16 protein-coding genes are annotated in these 16,482 nt (G+C 32.7%); 6 read left to right on the top strand and 10 right to left on the bottom strand.

Annotation, left to right across the window (positions count from 1 at the left end; translation table 11 throughout):
• Positions 1 to 11: 11 nt before the first annotated feature.
• The 3 genes from DFQ02_RS10675 to DFQ02_RS10665 are packed head-to-tail and all read left to right on the top strand — an operon-like array spanning position 12 to position 4,185.
• Positions 12 to 1,943: an endo-beta-N-acetylglucosaminidase gene (locus DFQ02_RS10675; RefSeq protein ID WP_116524426.1), complete on the top strand. Its 1,932-nt coding sequence runs from the start codon at positions 12 to 14 to the stop codon at positions 1,941 to 1,943.
• Between the two features lie 4 nt (positions 1,944 to 1,947).
• Positions 1,948 to 2,586: a copper homeostasis protein CutC gene (locus tag DFQ02_RS10670; protein ID WP_116524425.1), complete on the top strand. Its 639-nt coding sequence runs from the start codon at positions 1,948 to 1,950 to the stop codon at positions 2,584 to 2,586.
• Between the two features lie 18 nt (positions 2,587 to 2,604).
• Positions 2,605 to 4,185 (top strand): M81 family metallopeptidase, encoded by a 1,581-nt coding sequence (locus DFQ02_RS10665; protein WP_116524424.1) that lies wholly within the window; start codon positions 2,605 to 2,607, stop codon positions 4,183 to 4,185.
• Between the two features lie 352 nt (positions 4,186 to 4,537).
• Here the strand turns inward: DFQ02_RS10665 and DFQ02_RS10660 are convergent, their stop codons facing one another.
• From DFQ02_RS10660 to DFQ02_RS10645, 4 genes are all read right to left on the bottom strand, one after another.
• On the bottom strand, positions 4,538 to 5,269 hold the full coding sequence (locus tag DFQ02_RS10660; protein WP_116524423.1) for a head GIN domain-containing protein: 732 nt from the start codon (positions 5,267 to 5,269) through the stop codon (positions 4,538 to 4,540).
• Positions 5,270 to 5,378: 109 nt separating this feature from the next.
• Complete coding sequence (locus tag DFQ02_RS10655; RefSeq protein WP_116524422.1) at positions 5,379 to 7,208, bottom strand: PspC domain-containing protein; 1,830 nt, start codon at positions 7,206 to 7,208, stop codon at positions 5,379 to 5,381.
• Positions 7,205 to 7,546, bottom strand: a complete 342-nt coding sequence (locus DFQ02_RS10650; RefSeq protein WP_116524421.1) for a PadR family transcriptional regulator — start codon at positions 7,544 to 7,546, stop codon at positions 7,205 to 7,207. Before DFQ02_RS10650 ends, DFQ02_RS10655 begins: the two co-directional genes overlap by 4 nt.
• A 168-nt stretch (positions 7,547 to 7,714) precedes the next feature.
• The gene (locus DFQ02_RS10645; protein ID WP_116524420.1) at positions 7,715 to 8,161 is read right to left on the bottom strand and encodes a DUF4870 domain-containing protein; all 447 of its coding nucleotides are present in this window, start codon (positions 8,159 to 8,161) and stop codon (positions 7,715 to 7,717) included.
• A gap of 159 nt (positions 8,162 to 8,320) precedes the next feature.
• Between DFQ02_RS10645 and DFQ02_RS10640 the strand changes: the two genes are divergently transcribed.
• From DFQ02_RS10640 to DFQ02_RS10630, 3 genes are all read left to right on the top strand, one after another.
• Positions 8,321 to 8,776 carry a DUF4442 domain-containing protein gene (locus tag DFQ02_RS10640; protein WP_116524419.1) on the top strand — a complete coding sequence of 152 codons (456 nt, stop codon included), beginning with the start codon at positions 8,321 to 8,323 and terminating at the stop codon, positions 8,774 to 8,776.
• A 58-nt stretch (positions 8,777 to 8,834) separates the two neighbouring features.
• Positions 8,835 to 9,635: a TIGR00266 family protein gene (locus DFQ02_RS10635; RefSeq protein ID WP_116524418.1), complete on the top strand. Its 801-nt coding sequence runs from the start codon at positions 8,835 to 8,837 to the stop codon at positions 9,633 to 9,635.
• Positions 9,636 to 9,760: 125 nt separating this feature from the next.
• Positions 9,761 to 9,958 carry a hypothetical protein gene (locus DFQ02_RS10630; protein ID WP_116524417.1) on the top strand — a complete coding sequence of 66 codons (198 nt, stop codon included), beginning with the start codon at positions 9,761 to 9,763 and terminating at the stop codon, positions 9,956 to 9,958.
• Positions 9,959 to 9,993: 35 nt separating this feature from the next.
• On the opposite strand, the gene DFQ02_RS10625 is transcribed toward DFQ02_RS10630, so the two are convergent.
• From DFQ02_RS10625 to DFQ02_RS10600, 6 genes are all read right to left on the bottom strand, one after another.
• A complete protein-coding gene (locus tag DFQ02_RS10625) occupies positions 9,994 to 10,935 on the bottom strand; it encodes a hydrogen peroxide-inducible genes activator (protein ID WP_116524416.1) in 942 nt (313 codons plus the stop codon).
• A gap of 170 nt (positions 10,936 to 11,105) precedes the next feature.
• Positions 11,106 to 12,437 carry a DUF58 domain-containing protein gene (locus DFQ02_RS10620; protein ID WP_116524415.1) on the bottom strand — a complete coding sequence of 444 codons (1,332 nt, stop codon included), beginning with the start codon at positions 12,435 to 12,437 and terminating at the stop codon, positions 11,106 to 11,108.
• A gap of 46 nt (positions 12,438 to 12,483) precedes the next feature.
• Positions 12,484 to 13,551: an AAA family ATPase gene (locus DFQ02_RS10615; RefSeq protein WP_116524414.1), complete on the bottom strand. Its 1,068-nt coding sequence runs from the start codon at positions 13,549 to 13,551 to the stop codon at positions 12,484 to 12,486.
• A 6-nt stretch (positions 13,552 to 13,557) separates the two neighbouring features.
• Positions 13,558 to 14,763, bottom strand: a complete 1,206-nt coding sequence (locus DFQ02_RS10610) for a DUF4350 domain-containing protein (RefSeq protein ID WP_116524413.1) — start codon at positions 14,761 to 14,763, stop codon at positions 13,558 to 13,560.
• On the bottom strand, positions 14,763 to 15,488 hold the full coding sequence (locus tag DFQ02_RS10605) for a hypothetical protein (RefSeq protein ID WP_116524412.1): 726 nt from the start codon (positions 15,486 to 15,488) through the stop codon (positions 14,763 to 14,765). The genes DFQ02_RS10610 and DFQ02_RS10605 overlap by 1 nt, the downstream gene beginning before the upstream one ends.
• Positions 15,485 to 16,474, bottom strand: a complete 990-nt coding sequence (locus tag DFQ02_RS10600) for a stage II sporulation protein M (protein ID WP_116524411.1) — start codon at positions 16,472 to 16,474, stop codon at positions 15,485 to 15,487. Before DFQ02_RS10600 ends, DFQ02_RS10605 begins: the two co-directional genes overlap by 4 nt.
• Between the last annotated feature and the right edge of the window lie 8 nt (positions 16,475 to 16,482).

Here is a 16,482-nt window from a genome sequence, read left to right as displayed (position 1 = left end):
GTATAATATATATGCAAAAGCTTAAAAGATTTTTTCTAATAATCCTATTAATTTTCGTTTGTCAATATGCTGTTGCTCAGAAAGACTTTGGAAAATACCAACCTTTTTCGTCATATTGGTTTATCGATGAGCTTTTAGAGTGGAATCCCAGAGAAGATAACAATGTTAAATTCAATAAAAGTTATCTGTCATTACAAGAACGATTTGTTGATAGTAACACACAGGTAAATCCAGAATTAAGTACCAACCCATCGGTGGTATCTTTAATTGCACCATATACTACTAATAATCATCCTTCACAGGGGTTTCAAACGGTTCAACAATATGCGTTTCCGTATTGGCAGTACATCGATTATTTGGTGCAATGGGGAGGTTCTGCTGGAGAAGGCATTATTGTTACACCAACCGCTTTTTGGATAGAGTCTGCTCACTTAAATGGTGTTGAAATTTTGGGAACCGTATTTTTTCCACCCAATGTGTATGGAGGTAAGGAGGAATGGGTGCACCAGTTTTTACAGAAAGATGAAATGGGTAATTTTCCAGTAGCCGATAAACTAATTGAAGTGGCTAGGCTTTACGGATTTGAAGGTTGGTTTATCAATCAAGAAACCCATGGTATGGCCGAAAAAGAAGCGCACTTAATGCAAGAATTTCTAAAATATTACCAACAAAAAGCGAAGGGATATCTAAAAATTATGTGGTACGATGCCATGATTGAAGACGGACGCGTCATTTGGCAAGACGAGTTGAATCACCATAACAGCATGTATTTTCAAAATGAAGATGAAAAGCGTTCAGATATTATGTTTATTGATTTTGGTTGGAGTGAAACCCAATTGGAAGATTCTCATAAACGTGCCAAAGCCTTGGGTAGAAGTCCGTGGGAGTTATACTCTGGTATTGACGTTCAATCTAGAAGTTATAAAACACCAACCAACTGGAAAGGCTTATATAAAAATGAAAAACCTTATACAACATCTATAGGTTTATATTGGCCAAATTCTACTTTTGATATAGCCAAGGATAAACAACCAGAATCGGTTTATGAGGAAGAACAAAAATTTTGGAACGGTACCATTTTAAAGGAAGAAGTTCCTGCGTGGCAATCTAAAGAATGGAAAGGTTTTTCTAAATATATTCCTGCGCGTTCGGTTATTCAGAGACTTCCATTTTCAACCCATTTCAATTATGGCTTAGGGCGATTTTTTAATGAAAAAGGAAAAAGAGTGTCCGATACAGAATGGCATAATTTAAGTATTCAAGATATTTTACCCACATGGCAATGGCAGGTAGATACTACTGAGGTTAACGTTGGTTTTGATTTTAATGAAAGCTATACGGGAGGTTCATCAGTAAAAATAGAGGCTAAAAAGCATGTAAAACTATCTAAAATCCCGCTATACAAAACAGCATTAAGGCTAAACGGCAAGGAGGTGTTAAATATAGTCTGTAAGGGCGTTGGGAAATTACAATACATACTTTATACAAATGATGGTTCAAAACATGCATTTCATGTGAAATTAGATAAAGTATGGAATGAAAATACCTTTAACTTATCAGAATTAAAAGGCTTAAAGGTTATTAAGATTGAAATAGAATTCTCAGGAAGCAAAGGAGACATGGTATATCTTGGCGCCTTGTCAATAAAACAGAAATCCAGTACCGCCATTAAAAATCCTAAAGTGACTATTACGCCTTTTAAACAAGATGATAGCGTGGAGTTGTATGTACATATTGAAGGTGATAAACGAGCTGAATTCCATAATATATATCAAGTTAAAAACGGTAAAAAAATATGGTTGGGCAAAACACGAAATACAGACTATTATGTGGCACCTTTCAAAATAAATAAAAATAAAAAAACAATAGAAATACAAGTAGTTTCCGTTTCAAAAAATAACTCTAAAAGTAGACCATCCCTGAAAAAAGTGAGTGTAAAATGATGTTATGGATTTGAATAATAAATACATAAAAGAAGCCTGTGTAGAGGGGTTGCAACAAGCACTAAATGCTGAAAAACAAGGAGCCGATAGAATTGAACTTTGTGCACGTTTAGATTTGGATGGATTAACACCAGATTTTGATACAATAAAAGAAGTTAAAAGGCAGTCTAATATTCCAATTAGAGTCATTATAAGACCACGAGAAGGTGATTTTAATTATTCCGAAAAAGAATTTCAGAGTATGAAGCAGGCAATAGAAACTTGTAAAGCGATAGGTGTTGAAGGTGTTGTTTTTGGGATTACAACCGCCAATAATATGATGGATTTAAAAAGAACTCAATTACTAGTAGAACTAGCTCATCCCATGAAAGTTACAATTCATAAAGCTATTGATGCCATCACAAATCCTATTGAAACAATTAAGGAATTGATTAAAATTGAAGGCATAGATACGATTTTGACCTCAGGTAAAGGAGAGACTTGGCAGCAAGGGCAGGATTTAATTAAACACATGATCAAAGAGGCTGACGAAAACCTTGTTATTATGCCCTGTGGAAAAATAACAGATTTAAATATTAACAACGCCCATAAAACCCTGAGAGCTGAGGTATATCATGGTAAATTGATAGTGGGTAAATTGTAGAAATAAATAAAAATTACTATGGATTTAAGAAATTTAATTTTAGTTTTATGTTCAATCATTCTATCTGTAAGTTGTAAAAAGAATGAGAAAAGTGTTAACCAATTACCTCGAGTAGCCATTACTGGTTTAGCAATAGAGTCAAGTACCTTTTCTCCAGCTACAACTTCAGAAGATGCGTTTCACGCCTATTACGGAGAGGATGTGTTTAAATATTTTCCTTTTTTAAATGAGCCAGACGACAGTTTGAGAAAACAAGCTCATTATTTTCCAGCAGTTAAAGGACATGCAATTCCTGGAGGTATTGTTACCAAAGAAGCCTATGACGCTTTGATGAAAAAAACACTTGATAGTTTACGTGAAAACATTCCATACGATGGATTATTTTTTGATATTCACGGTGCTATGAGCGTAGAGGGTTTAGATGACCCTGAAGGCGACATGATTAAGCAAATAAGAAGTGTAGTTGGATATGATTGTGTTATTTCTACTTGTATGGATCTACACGGAAACGTATCTGAGAAATTAGCAAAAGAAACCGATTTGATTACATGTTACCGTCTTGCGCCTCATGAAGATGCCTTCGAGTCAAAAGAACGAGCATTAGTTAACTTATTAGATAGATTAAAATCAGGAAAAAACAAACCAAAATACAAAGCTTGGATTCCAGTGCCTATTTTATTACCAGGGGAAAAAACCAGCACTCGAATAGAACCTGGTAAAAGTCTGTATGCTCAAGTAGCACCACAAACGAAAAAATTAGGTGTTATTGATGCAGCTATTTGGGTAGGCTATGCCTGGGCAGACGAACCTAGAAATCACGCTGTAGTTATGGTAACCGGAGATGATAAAGATGAAGTAAAAGCATCTGCCGAAATGTTAGCACAAAGTTTTTGGGATGTGCGTAATGAATTTGAATTTGTAGCTCCCACATTACCATTTGAAGAAGCTATTAAAACCGCCATGAAAAGTGATAAAAAACCATTTATGTTGAGTGATATGGGAGATAATCCTACTGCAGGTGGAGCTGGAGACGTAACTTGGACGTTGAATGAACTTTTAGCGATAGAAGAATTTAAAAATAAAGATGGTAAATCCTTAATATATGCATCCATCCCTGGGCCAAAATTGATTAAAGAAGCATTAAAAGTAGGTGTTGGTGGTAAAGTAAAAGCCTACGTAGGTGCTGAGGTTGATTATAGATATGCACCTCCGGTATTATTAGAAGGAGAAGTTACAGCTATTAAAAAAGGTGATAAAAATGCCGAAGTTGAAGTGGTGGTAAAAACGGGAAATATATCGGTTATTGTAACCAAAAAGCGTAAGCCTTATCATTACGAAAAAGACTTTACCGATTTAAATTTAAACCCTAGAGATACCGATGTTGTAGTTGTTAAAATAGGTTATTTAGTACCAGAGTTGTATAACATGCGTGGCGATTGGGTGATGGCATTAACTCCTGGAGGTGTAGACCAAGATTTAGAACGTTTACCCTACAAGCGTATTAAACGACCTATGTTTCCTTTGGACAAAGAAATTGGTAACCCTGATTTGAGTGTTCGTTGGATTGAGAAATCAGGTTCAAAAAACAATAATTTGTAAAAGCATAAAGAATAATTTAATATCAAAGAAGACACTATTCTTTGTTAGTCGCTAAAGTATTTAGTTTTAAACACAAAGCTATCTTTGTTGATTAACCAACTTATTTTAAAAATTTAATTGACATAATGCATAAATATTTAAAGTTTAGATTGATTTAAGTTCTAAAAATAGAATTTATAGTTCAGTTTTTACATACTTCATTTAACGTATAAATTTTAAATTATATGTTCGAGTAAAGGTAACAATTCCAATTTAAAAAGGTCTTCATACTTGAAGACCTTTTTTTGGTTGATTAATACCAGTTCTGATAGGTTTTATATATTAAAAGTAAAGGTGGATTTAGAGGTTGACTTCAATTAAGTTTTTTAATACTTCCTGATACATTATCACTTTTGTTTACAATTTCTGGATCTCCGTAGTATTTTATATCACCACCACTTGAAACTTTAGCTATTAATTCCTTTGAGGTGTTAATTGTAATATCTGCTCCACTAGATGCTTTTACTATACTAGACTCTGCTTTTAAATTACCTGCCTTTATATCACTTCCACTATTGGCTTCTGCGTCTAGCGTTTTGGTCTTTCCTGAGAGTTTTAAATCGCTGCCACTTGTAGATTTGCAATTTAGGTAAAATGTGTTTACATCTAGTTCCATATCACTTCCACTGGTTGTTTTAAGTGTTAGTTCGTCTGCCGAAAGTGTATTGGTTGAATATACATCACTACCACTAGTGGAAATAATACTAGTAATATCCTTGAAGCTAACATGAACTTTTTTGGCTGACGCTTTACCAATGTTTTGTTTTGTGTGGATTTTTAAAACTCCATCCTCTATTTCAGTAACAATAATATCGTGTAAATTTTCATCGGCTTCAACAGCAATTTTTTCTTCGTTGCCTTGTGTTAAATATACATTTAATCCTTCATTGGCTTTTATGGTTGAGAATGATTCTGATAAAAATCTATCTTCAGTAATTACATTACCATTGCCTTTAACTCCTGTGCTAAAATTAATATCAAAATTGCAGGATACAAGTGATAAGCTTAAAATGGCAGTTACAATAATTTTTAATAATGTTGTCATGATTGTTTGTTTTTTGATTGTGATTTGTTTTTAATGTTTCAAATGTCTTTTAATTAACTATTTTATTATAATTTAAGTTTCTGAATTGTTGATTTTCGTTGATAAATCGTTAATCGTCCTTAGATTTGAATTCAACACCATCTGAATCGATTTTGTATTTTACGGCTTCACTTTCTGCTTTCAAACCAATACCATCAACTTTTACATTTACATTCTCGCCTTTAACTTCCAGACCCTCTTTATTTATTTTTAATCCAGATGTTTCGTTATGAATGTCTACATCAACTTCAAAGGTTTTTTCTTCGGGGCAATCCAAACATTCTGTATTGTCTTCAATTACTTGAAGCAACAAATTAGTTTGCTTACTTGAAACAATATTATTTCTGTTCTTATAATAATTTAAAAAAGACTTGGTGTTATTGTTAAAATGAACAATAGACCCCTCGGGAAGATATAGAACCACAACAACCTCTTGATCACTAGATTTATTTTCTACTGCTGTAGTTAAGAAAGAGTCAAGCATTAAGGTATTATTGTCAAAGCTATAATTGTAATTTATATTTTTGGCACGTTCAATGGCCTTATCATAAGTCCTGCCGTCTGCACTTTTTCTAATGTGTATAGAAGCTAAAGAATCAGTCGTAGAACGTACTACGACTAAAATGTCTGAATTATAAATAGTTTTTTCTCCTTTTTCATTATTAGCTACTTTGAATGAATTATGACGGCGTCTATAACTATCCATTACGTCATTGGTTAGCATTTTAACTTTTAGCGTATCATTAGCTGTAATATTTAATTCGTACTTCTCAGTAAATGATTCATCGTAAGCATGTTCACTAGCTTCTCTCACTCCAATTACAACTAAACCAATTACTGATATAAGCCAAACACCTAGCAACGTGAATTTAGCAATGTTACCAATGGATTTTGAATTGTTTATTAAAATCTTTATGCCTAGATAAAACAGGAAGAAAAACGGAATGCCAACTGCAAACAGCGTAAATAATGATACTAACCAAAGTGGAGAATCGCTAGCGCTAAATATTTCAGCATTTTCCATCCAAGGTACATGAATAATATCTATCACTCCAACAGATAACAGTGAGATTATTAAAGAGATAATAGTTACGGCTCCTATAAATATGAGTAAGATACCAATAAGTTTTGCAAATATTTTGAAGAAGAACATAAACACTTCTCCTATTGTTTCAAAAAACGCACTTGATGATGATTTTACTTTATTTGTTTGCTTTTTGAAATCTACATTTTTTGCAGCATTACTAGCACTTTTGGCGGCTCCAGAAACAGTATCTGATACGTTTTTGGCAACATCAGTTACGGTTTCAGAAACACTATCTAAGCCATCTTTAATTTTTTTTTCTATGTTACTAATGTTAACAGGTTCTCCTGTCATCATTATTTTTTCTGCCGTGGTTTTAGCTTCTGGAACTAATATCCATAAAAGAATATAGAGTAATATGCCAGTACCTGCCGCAGTAAATAGAATGATCCAAGCAAGGCGTACCCAAATAGCATCAATTCCAAAGTAATGACCTAAACCAGAGGAGACACCACCCACATAAGAGTTGTCTGTGTCTCTAAACAGTTTTTTAGAGGGTGCGTTGGTTCTTCTTTGATATGAAGCTTGAGGCTCATCTTCAAATATCTCGTCGTCTACTAGGTAATCTTCAGGTTGTCCCATAATGGCAATAACCTCATCAACCTCTTTAATACGTATAACTTCTTTGTGGTTTTGTACACGCTCGCTAAAAAGTTCAGCTATTCGAGCTTCAATATCAGCGATAATTTCAGAACGTCCTTGAGAGTCTGTAAATGAACGTTTTATAGCCTCAAGATAGCGTTGTAATTTTAAGTATGCATCCTCATCAATGTGGAAAAAGATACCTGCTAAATTTATGTTGACTGTTTTATTCATTTTTTTGTTGTTTTTTGGCTTGTTACTATGTTAACGGCGTTTTGTAATTCGCTCCAAGTATTATTTAATTCTTTTAAAAATAACTTACCGGTTTCTGTTAAACCGTAATATTTTCTTGGTGGTCCAGAGGTTGATTCTTCCCATCTGTAATTCAAGAGTCCAGCGTTTTTTAGTCGCGTTAGTAGTGGGTAAATGGTTCCTTCAACTACTAGCAACTTTGCGTCTTTCAAGGTGTCTAAAATTTCTGCAACGTAAGCATCGTCATCTTTCAAAACAGAAAGTATGCAGAACTCCAATACCCCTTTACGCATTTGTGCTTTTGTATTCTCTATCTTCATAGTTTCAATTCGTTTAATATTTTAAGACTGTTCATTTTTTGATTGATTTTGCCCCTTCGACTATGCTCAGGGTAGGTTGATGATTGATTATTTTGATGAAATTGTTTTTGATCACTTCGAGTGTCTCGCGTAAGCGTGATGTATCGAGAAGTTGGATTTAGTTTATCATTACTTTAAAAAATTTATGGTTAACGGATATCTGTAATATTCTCCATCTCTGGCCTTTAAGCTTGCAATAACTATAAATATCAATTCTAATATAAAAGCAATAATGGCAAAGGCTCCTAGCACACCTCCAATATATAGTAGGGGTGAAGGTTTACTAATGTTAATATGAAAATTATGGAACCCGTTAAAATCTATAAAGTCAATGCCATGAAATATTTTGAAAATAAAAAAAGGTATAGTTAAGGTTCCTATGATAATGGCATATAACAATATACTAATTTGAAAGTTTATAGCTTGCTTACCATGGTCGTCAATAAACTCAGATTTATCTTTATTGGTTACCCATAGAATAATGGGGCCAATAAAGTTTCCAAACGGTATTATAAACCTACTAAAGGTCGATAAGTGAATAAAAGTTGCAATGTTTTTTTGATGATTACTTAACATGATTTTTTTTGATTGATTAAAAACATATAATAGTTTCTTATGCAAATATATGTTTAAAAACAGGTACTTTGTTACACATAGTACTGAAAATTAACATATATTTAACATTTATAAATATCTTTAAATTTTATAAATTAGTGAAGTATTAAAGCTTTAAGTATGAAGTTAACTCCCAGAAAACTAAATGTTTTCAGTATGTTTAAGCTCCCTGCTGCCTATTTGTGCGGAGTTAGGGTAAAAGAATTAAGTAACTTAAAATGTATGGTTTCAGTAAAACACCGTTGGATTAATCAGAACCCATTTAAATCTATGTTTTGGGCAGTTCAGGGTATGGCTGCGGAACTTTCAACGGCCGCTATTATGATTGGTAAAATTCAAGAATCTGGCAAAAGAATCTCTATGCTAGTGGTTTCAAATGAGGCAAAGTACACCAAGAAAGCAACAGGAAGAATAAATTTTACATGTAGTCAAGGAGATCTTATTGATAGAACCCTTAATAAGGCTATGGAAACTGGTGAAGGGCAGACTGTTTGGCTTGAATCTGTTGGTGTTAATGAAGAAGGTGTTGCCGTGTCGATCTTTAAATTTGAGTGGAGTGTGAAAGTTAAATCTTAATCTGTAACAAAACATTAATCAAATCAACTTATAAGCGAATCAAACAAAAAACAAAAAAATGACAGCACACGAAATTGATTATACTATCTACGGAGAGGAAATGCAATATGTAGAAATAGAACTAGATCCTCAAGAAGCCGTAATTGCAGAGGCAGGAAGTTTTATGATGATGGATGAAGGTATTAAAATGGAAACTATTTTTGGTGATGGTTCTCAAAAAGATACAGGATTCTTAGGAAAGATCTTAGGAGCTGGTAAACGTATCTTAACAGGTGAGAGCCTTTTTATGACGGCCTTTTACAATGAAATCATTGGTAAACGAAAAGTATCCTTTGCATCGCCATATCCTGGGAAGATAGTCCCAATAGATTTAACAGAATTCGGTGGTAAGTTTATTTGCCAGAAGGATGCCTTTTTATGTGCAGCCAAAGGTGTTAGTGTGGGCATTGAGTTCTCTAAGAAATTAGGTCGTGGACTATTTGGAGGTGAGGGCTTTATTATGCAAAAATTAGAAGGTGATGGTATGGCATTTGTTCATGCTGGAGGTACCATGGCTAAAAAGGAATTGATGTCTGGAGAAACCATAAAGGTTGATACGGGTTGTATAGTGGGTTTTGACCATACCGTTGATTATGACATTGAGTTTGTTGGAGGTATAAAAAATACCATATTTGGTGGTGAAGGACTTTTCTTTGCAACACTACAAGGACCAGGTACAGTTTATGTTCAATCATTACCATTTAGCAGGTTGGCAGGAAGAGTATTAGCATCAGCGCCTCGAGGTGGAGGTAAAGATAAAGGCGAGGGCAGTATATTAGGAGGGCTAGGTGATTTACTAGATGGAGATAATCGATTTTAAATGTTAAATTTTAGACTAAAGAATACTTTTAATGAAAATTTTTACTAATTTTAGGTGTTTAATAATTAATAACAAGTTTATAAAACAAATCTACTTTTAATTTAAACCAAAACCTTAAGATAACTATGGCGAGAGCAATGTTAGAGTACACCAAAACTGTACTTAATAAAGTTAGTTTTGATGCTACGTTGTTTTGCAGAGAAGTACAAAAAGCGGTAACCAGATTACTACCTTATGAGATTGAAGAGCTTAAAATTTATATTCACTCTCTTGTACTGCAAAACCCTGAATTAGATAGATGTTTAATTTATTTAAAACCATAAAAAAAGCGACTGAAAGGTCGCTTTTTTAGTGTCTTTTATTTTTTTGGTACAGGACTTATAATTTTCACATCCTGAAAAGCAATGGCGCCTCTAATAATTCCAGAAATTACATCTTGTAAAGCTTCAATAATTTGCATTTTTAATTCACTTTTGTGGTAAATAATACTCACCTCTCTTGCAGGTGGCGGTTCGTTAAAATAATGCAAATTATCTTTTTCCTTTTCTCTAATATCTAAGGTGTGTAAATAGGGTAAAAGTGTCATGCCTAGACCTTCATTAGAGAGTTTTATAAGGGTTTCAATACTACCACTTTCCAACTGAAATTTATCATCAATATGGTTTTTGAAAACTTTACATAAATTAATAACTCCGTCTCTAAAGCAATGTCCATCTTCAAGTAATAGCATATCATCTATTTCCAAATCTGCACTATCAATTTTTTGTTTTCCATATAATTTATGATTCTTTGGTATGTAACAAACAAATGGTTCAAAATAAAGTACGCGCTCTTTTATACTATCATCCTCTAGAGGGGTGGCAGCTATGGCAGCATCTAAATGGCCATCTTTTATTCTAGAAATTATTTCTTCAGTAGTTAATTCTTCTATTTTAAGTTTTACTTTGGGATGCCTTTTTATGAAGGTTTTAAGGAACATAGGTAATAGTGTAGGCATTATGGTTGGAATGATTCCAAGTTTAAACTCACCACCAATAAAGCCTTTTTGCTGGTCTACAATATCCTGTATTCTGTAAGATTCATTAACAATATTTCTTGCTTGTGTTACTATTTTTTTACCAACTTCAGTTAACTCAATAGGTTTTTTACTTCTATCAAAAATTTGAACATCTAACTGATCTTCCAACTTTTGAATCTGCATACTTAAAGTAGGTTGGGTAACAAAGCATTTTTCTGCTGCTTTTGTGAAATTTTGATGTTCGGCTACTGCCAGTACGTAATATAATTGTGTTATAGTCATTTTAGTAAATTATATATCATAAAAGTATGTAAACTATTAATGAAAACCATCATAAGAAATGCTAATTAAAATATATTTTTTAAATAGTTAAATATTATGGTTTGATTTTTAACTGAAAAGGATAAAATCAATAGAATATTTGATATTCTTTAAAAAGAACAGAATTTGTTTTAAAGTAAACCTCTAGCTTTTATTTCAAGGTACTTATTGATGGTATCAATGGTTAAATTCTCTGGTGTGGTTAAAATGGAATAAATACCGTACTTTTTTAATTGGTTTACAATGAGACGTTTTTCAAAATCGAATTTCTCAGCAATGACTTTATCATATACTTCTTGAATGGTCTCCGCTTTATTATTTATTAAGTTATCTAGTTCAGTATTCTGAAAAAAGATTACTACTAATAGATGATTTTTAGCAATGGCCTTTAGGTAGGGCAGTTGCCGGTTTAAGGCATCTAATGTTTCAAAATTAGTATAAAGTAAAATTAAGCTTCTATGAGTAACATGCTTTTTTAAATTGTTGTAAAGCCTACCAAAATCACTTTCAAAAAAATCGGTCTTCACATTATACAAGCTTTCTAATATTAGTTGCATTTGAGCGCTACGTCTTTCAGCAGCTACTACATTATTTATTTTTTTTGAGAATGAGAGCATACCTGCTTTATCATGCTTTTTTAATACCATATTACTAATTACCAAGGTGGAATTAATGGCGTAGTCTAATAAGCTTAAGCCATTAAATGGCATTTTCATGTTGCGGCCTCTATCTATTACAGAATATACCGGTTGCGATTTTTCGTCCTGGAATTGGTTAACCATTAATTGGTTTTTCTTGGCAGTGGCTTTCCAGTTTATAGTCCTAATATCATCGCCTTGAACATACTCCTTTATTTGTTCAAACTCCATGGTGTGTCCCAATCTTCGTACTTTTTTTATACCATAATCGGTAGAGTTTTTGTTGATGTTAAGTAGTTCAAATTTTTTTAGTTGTTTGAAACTCGGATAGGTTGGAACCATGGTGCCATTATCAAATTTGTAACGTTTTGCCACCAATTTTAAGACAGAACATACATAAATATTTAAATAACCAAAGTGATATTCGCCACGTTCTGTTGGTCTTACGTTATATGTAATTGTTTTAGTTTTTCTAGGATTTAGAAAGTTTTTGAGTTTAAAATTTCTGTTTTGAAACTGTTCAGGTAATTCATCAATAATGTCAATAAATACGGTAAAAGGATGATAGTTGGTAACTTCTACAGTAATACTGTTATTATCACCATTAGAAAACCTTTCTGGTACTATGCGTTTTGCGTTTATCCTTTTATTGCCAATAAAAATAATTAGGAAGTCTATTAAAAACAAGAAAACTAAAACCAGAATAGACAATTGCGCCATGTTAAATAGTACCGGTATAAAGTAGCTAAAACTAAATAAAGTTACAATACCTATGCCTGCATAAAAGAATCTTGGTTGTATGTAAAAAGGTTTAAAGAAGTTCAATAACGTGATTAGTGATTAGTGATTAGTGACATTGTTTGTTTTAAAACTAGCGAGGAATTTCAACTGTTTCAATAATTTGTTTAATAATTTGTTTACTAGTCACACCTTCCATTTCACGTTCAGGAGTTACAATTACCCTGTGGTGAAGTACTGGTACTGCAGCACGTTTAATATCTTCAGGGGTGACAAAATCTCTGCCCGTCATGGCAGCAAAGGCTTTACTAGCTTTTAGAATGGAGATAGATGCTCTAGGAGAAGCTCCCAAATACAAAAATCGGTTACTTCTTGTAGCCACAATTAATTCAGCGATATATTTTAATAGGTGCTTTTCAACGATAACTTGGTTAACTAATACTTGATAATCAGCAATTTGTTTTGCTGTTAAAAATGAGGTGATTTTATCGGTTTTTTGTTCGTCTTTTAACGCATGCTCTCGTTCTAATATTTCAACCTCTTCATCAAGATTTGGGTAGTCTACATCAATTTTAAATAAAAACCTATCTAATTGTGCTTCTGGTAATCTGTAAGTTCCTTCTTGTTCAATAGGATTTTGGGTTGCCAAAACCATAAAAGGCGCCTCTAATTTAAATTTATTACCATCAATGGTAATTTGCCGTTCTTCCATTACTTCAAAAAGTGCGGCTTGAGTTTTTGCTGGAGCCCTGTTAATCTCATCGATAAGAATCATATTTGAGAAAATGGGGCCTTTTTTAAATTCAAACTCTGAGTCCTTTAAATTAAAAACCGACGTACCTAAAATATCACTTGGCATTAAATCTGGTGTAAATTGAATTCTACTAAACCCAACATTTAACGATTTTGAAAGTAGCTTGGCAGTAACCGTTTTTGCAACACCTGGAACTCCTTCAATTAAAGAATGTCCTTGTGCTAAAAGTGAGACAATTAGCATATCTACCATGTCTTTCTGACCAACAATAACCTTACCAATTTCTTGCTTTATCTTTTGAACACTGTTTTGCAGTTCAGATAAATTTAAACGGTTTTTAAATTCTAATACTTCATCTTCTTTTAAAGCACCATCATCTATAGAATCAACAATATCAGGTTTTGGTGTTAAATCGTCTTGTTCGTGTGTTTCTTCGTTGTCCTTCATAATTATTTAGGAATAAAAATTTTCAATATGTTTATTAAGTGTAACTAGGTTTCCTTCAAAATACGCTCTCTTAGATTGTATGAGTTTAATGTAATTTATCAATGTTTTTACATCTTTCTTTTTCTTACCAGATTTTGCAGCAAGTTTTGAAATAAACACGTCGTTAAGCTCATTGGTATTTAAATTATAATCGGTTCTTATTTTCTCAAAGAAGTAAGTTATTTTTTTATCAATTAAGTTTTTGTAATCTTTAGTTTCAAAGTATAAATTAGAAATAGTTTTTACAAAAGCTACTGTTGTATTTTGAAGCGGTCTTACTATTTTAATAATACGTTGTCTCCTTTTGGCATTAAAAATCATAAATAATATGCCAAAAATTAAGGCTGTATACCAAGCCCACCTAAATGCTAATTGGTCTAAAAACCAGCTAAGATTAGATTCTTGTTCTACATCACTGTCATAGCCCGATTGATATTTACTGTAAGAATCTAAGTAAACGTCATTATCTGGAAGGTAAGATAAAAGGCTTTCAACATATTGATGTCTGTTGTCTTTTAAAAGGTTGTAGTTTGTAAATACTTTAGGTTCTAAGTGAAGATAAATAGAACCTTTACCAAATGAAGTATGTATAAAGTTTGTACGTTTTTTGTCAGTTTTAACATGACCTAAAACAGTAGTGTAAATAGAGTCATAATCGGTAAAATAATAGTCTCCGTCATTTTTATCTATTTCCGTAAAATTAAGTGATTTATTAGTGAATGAAAGTTTAGAAATACTATCCTTATTGGGGTTGTGTTCAAAACCAATGTGTATGCCAAGGGTATCGTGAATTTCTTCAGCAAAATAATAATCTGAGATAAAAAGCGTATTCCCGTTACTTACAAAATTCAAAAGTTCATCAACCGATAAGGGCGTTAAATAATCAGAGTTTCCAATTTTAATATAATTACCTTTAGCTACATGATCACCCCAACCATCCTCTGAATTAGCTGCTAAATAGCTTTGAGGCTGATGGTATACCGTTCTTATTTCATGTTCTTTAAATAAATACGGAAGCTCTTTGTAAAAAACACTTAAGCCATATGGTTTTGTGCTATTTTCATTAAAAGATTCTTCCCAATCTATAGTTTTAGTTCTCTTTATACCTAATGCAAAAGCACCAAAAATAATTAGTATAACAACAACTAATATGATTGGAAATTCTCTTCTCATTATTTTACTTGTTCTAATAGCATTAGAAAATTGGTTTTTGCTTTGTTATACTGATTTGGATTTAAAGCAAATTCTCCATACCAAATATAGTTGTATAAATAAGAGGTGTAAGCAAATATATTTTCAAATGGCTTGTTTTTAATTTCGCTTAAATATTCAGTATTGGTTTTATCGTCTTCATACTTAATATGGTTTTTTATACTCAGTGTTTTTAATACTAAAAGGTAATAGTATCTAATTGCTAGTCTGTAATTATTATCTTTTTCAGCACGCTTTATTAAAGTATGAATGTCTGCATCTTCAATATTTTCAGCAGTAATGTCTTCAAAGGTGTTTATGCTTCGGTTTCTGCCAGAAGAAAACAATCCAGTACCACCTTCATTTAATAGGGTGTAAACTAAATATATAACCGCAAGACAAAGTATGATGTAGAATATCCATTCAAAACCATCTAAATTAACACTCCAATAATCTTCATCACTTTCTTCTTTTATTTTGGTGTCTTTATTTTCGTATTCTTCATAATTGCCGGAGCCACCAGGAGTTTGCCTAATTACCTTTACGCCTTCATAATTGTAACGTTCTGACCTGTATTTGTCTTTAAAATTGACATCAAAATGTCTAAAAGTCTGTGGTGTTTGAAACGGCTCTAAACCAAAAGAGTTGCTAAAAAAGCAAAAAAATAATATTAAGTAGAAAACAATATGTGCTTTTTTAAAATTCAAGAATAGATAGGTCTTAATGAAGGAACTTGGGTGATTTTTTTCTGAATTTTGTAGGGATAAATCAAGTAATAAAAACTAATTAAACCCAAGGTGGATACTATGATGCCAACCGATAACCAGTTGGGCATGATATTAGAGTAGCGGGTAATGAAGCCCTCAAGGAATCCCGCCGAAAAGGTAAACGGAAATGTGCTAATTAAAATTTTTACACCAGTTTTGGCACCAATTTTAAAAGAAGTGTATCTAGAGTGTGTGCCTGGAAATAAAATACTGGCACCAAGTACTAAACCAGCCGCTGCCTCAATGACAATAGCGAAAATCTCCATAGAACCATGAATCCAAATACCTCTTACACTTTCCCAAAACACTTCTTTTTCATAAAAGAAATATTGAAAAGAACCTAGCATAATACAATTTTTTAGTAGCACCCAAAGTGTGCCAATTCCAAGAAAAACACCCAAAACAAAGGCAATAATGCCTACTTTTAAATTATTGATGGTAATACCAATAAAACTACCCCAGTTACTACCACTTTTATAGACAGCAACAGGATCTCCGGCTTCAATATTTCTAATGGCGTTATCTACGTACTGGTCACCCACAACCGAACGTAAAAACTCAGCATTATTTGCAGCTGAAACAACACCTATGGCAGTGAATGCGAAAAAAATTATAAATGCTGTATAAATAAATTTTCTATACTGATAGCAAATTAACGGGACTTCTGTTTTCCAAAACCCTATAATTCTTTTGGTGTCATGCCTCTTAGTTTTATAAATTTTTTGAAATGCCTTGGCAGCAAGCTGGTTAAGATAGGTAATAACCTTGCTTTTAGGGTAATAGGTTTGAGCGTAAGCCAAATCGTTTATAAGTTGAATGTATTCTGAAGCAAGTTCGTCTGCATCTTTAAAGTCATTATTGAAAACAGCTTTCTCAAAACTCAACCATTTTTCTTTATTTTGCTTTATAAATGCAACTTCTCTCATATACGAGA

The organism is Seonamhaeicola aphaedonensis, from assembly GCF_003386195.1.
Taxonomy (GTDB): domain Bacteria; phylum Bacteroidota; class Bacteroidia; order Flavobacteriales; family Flavobacteriaceae; genus Seonamhaeicola; species Seonamhaeicola aphaedonensis.
The sequence above is the reverse complement of the archived record's forward strand: the minus strand, read 5'-3'. Positions and strand labels throughout refer to the sequence as shown.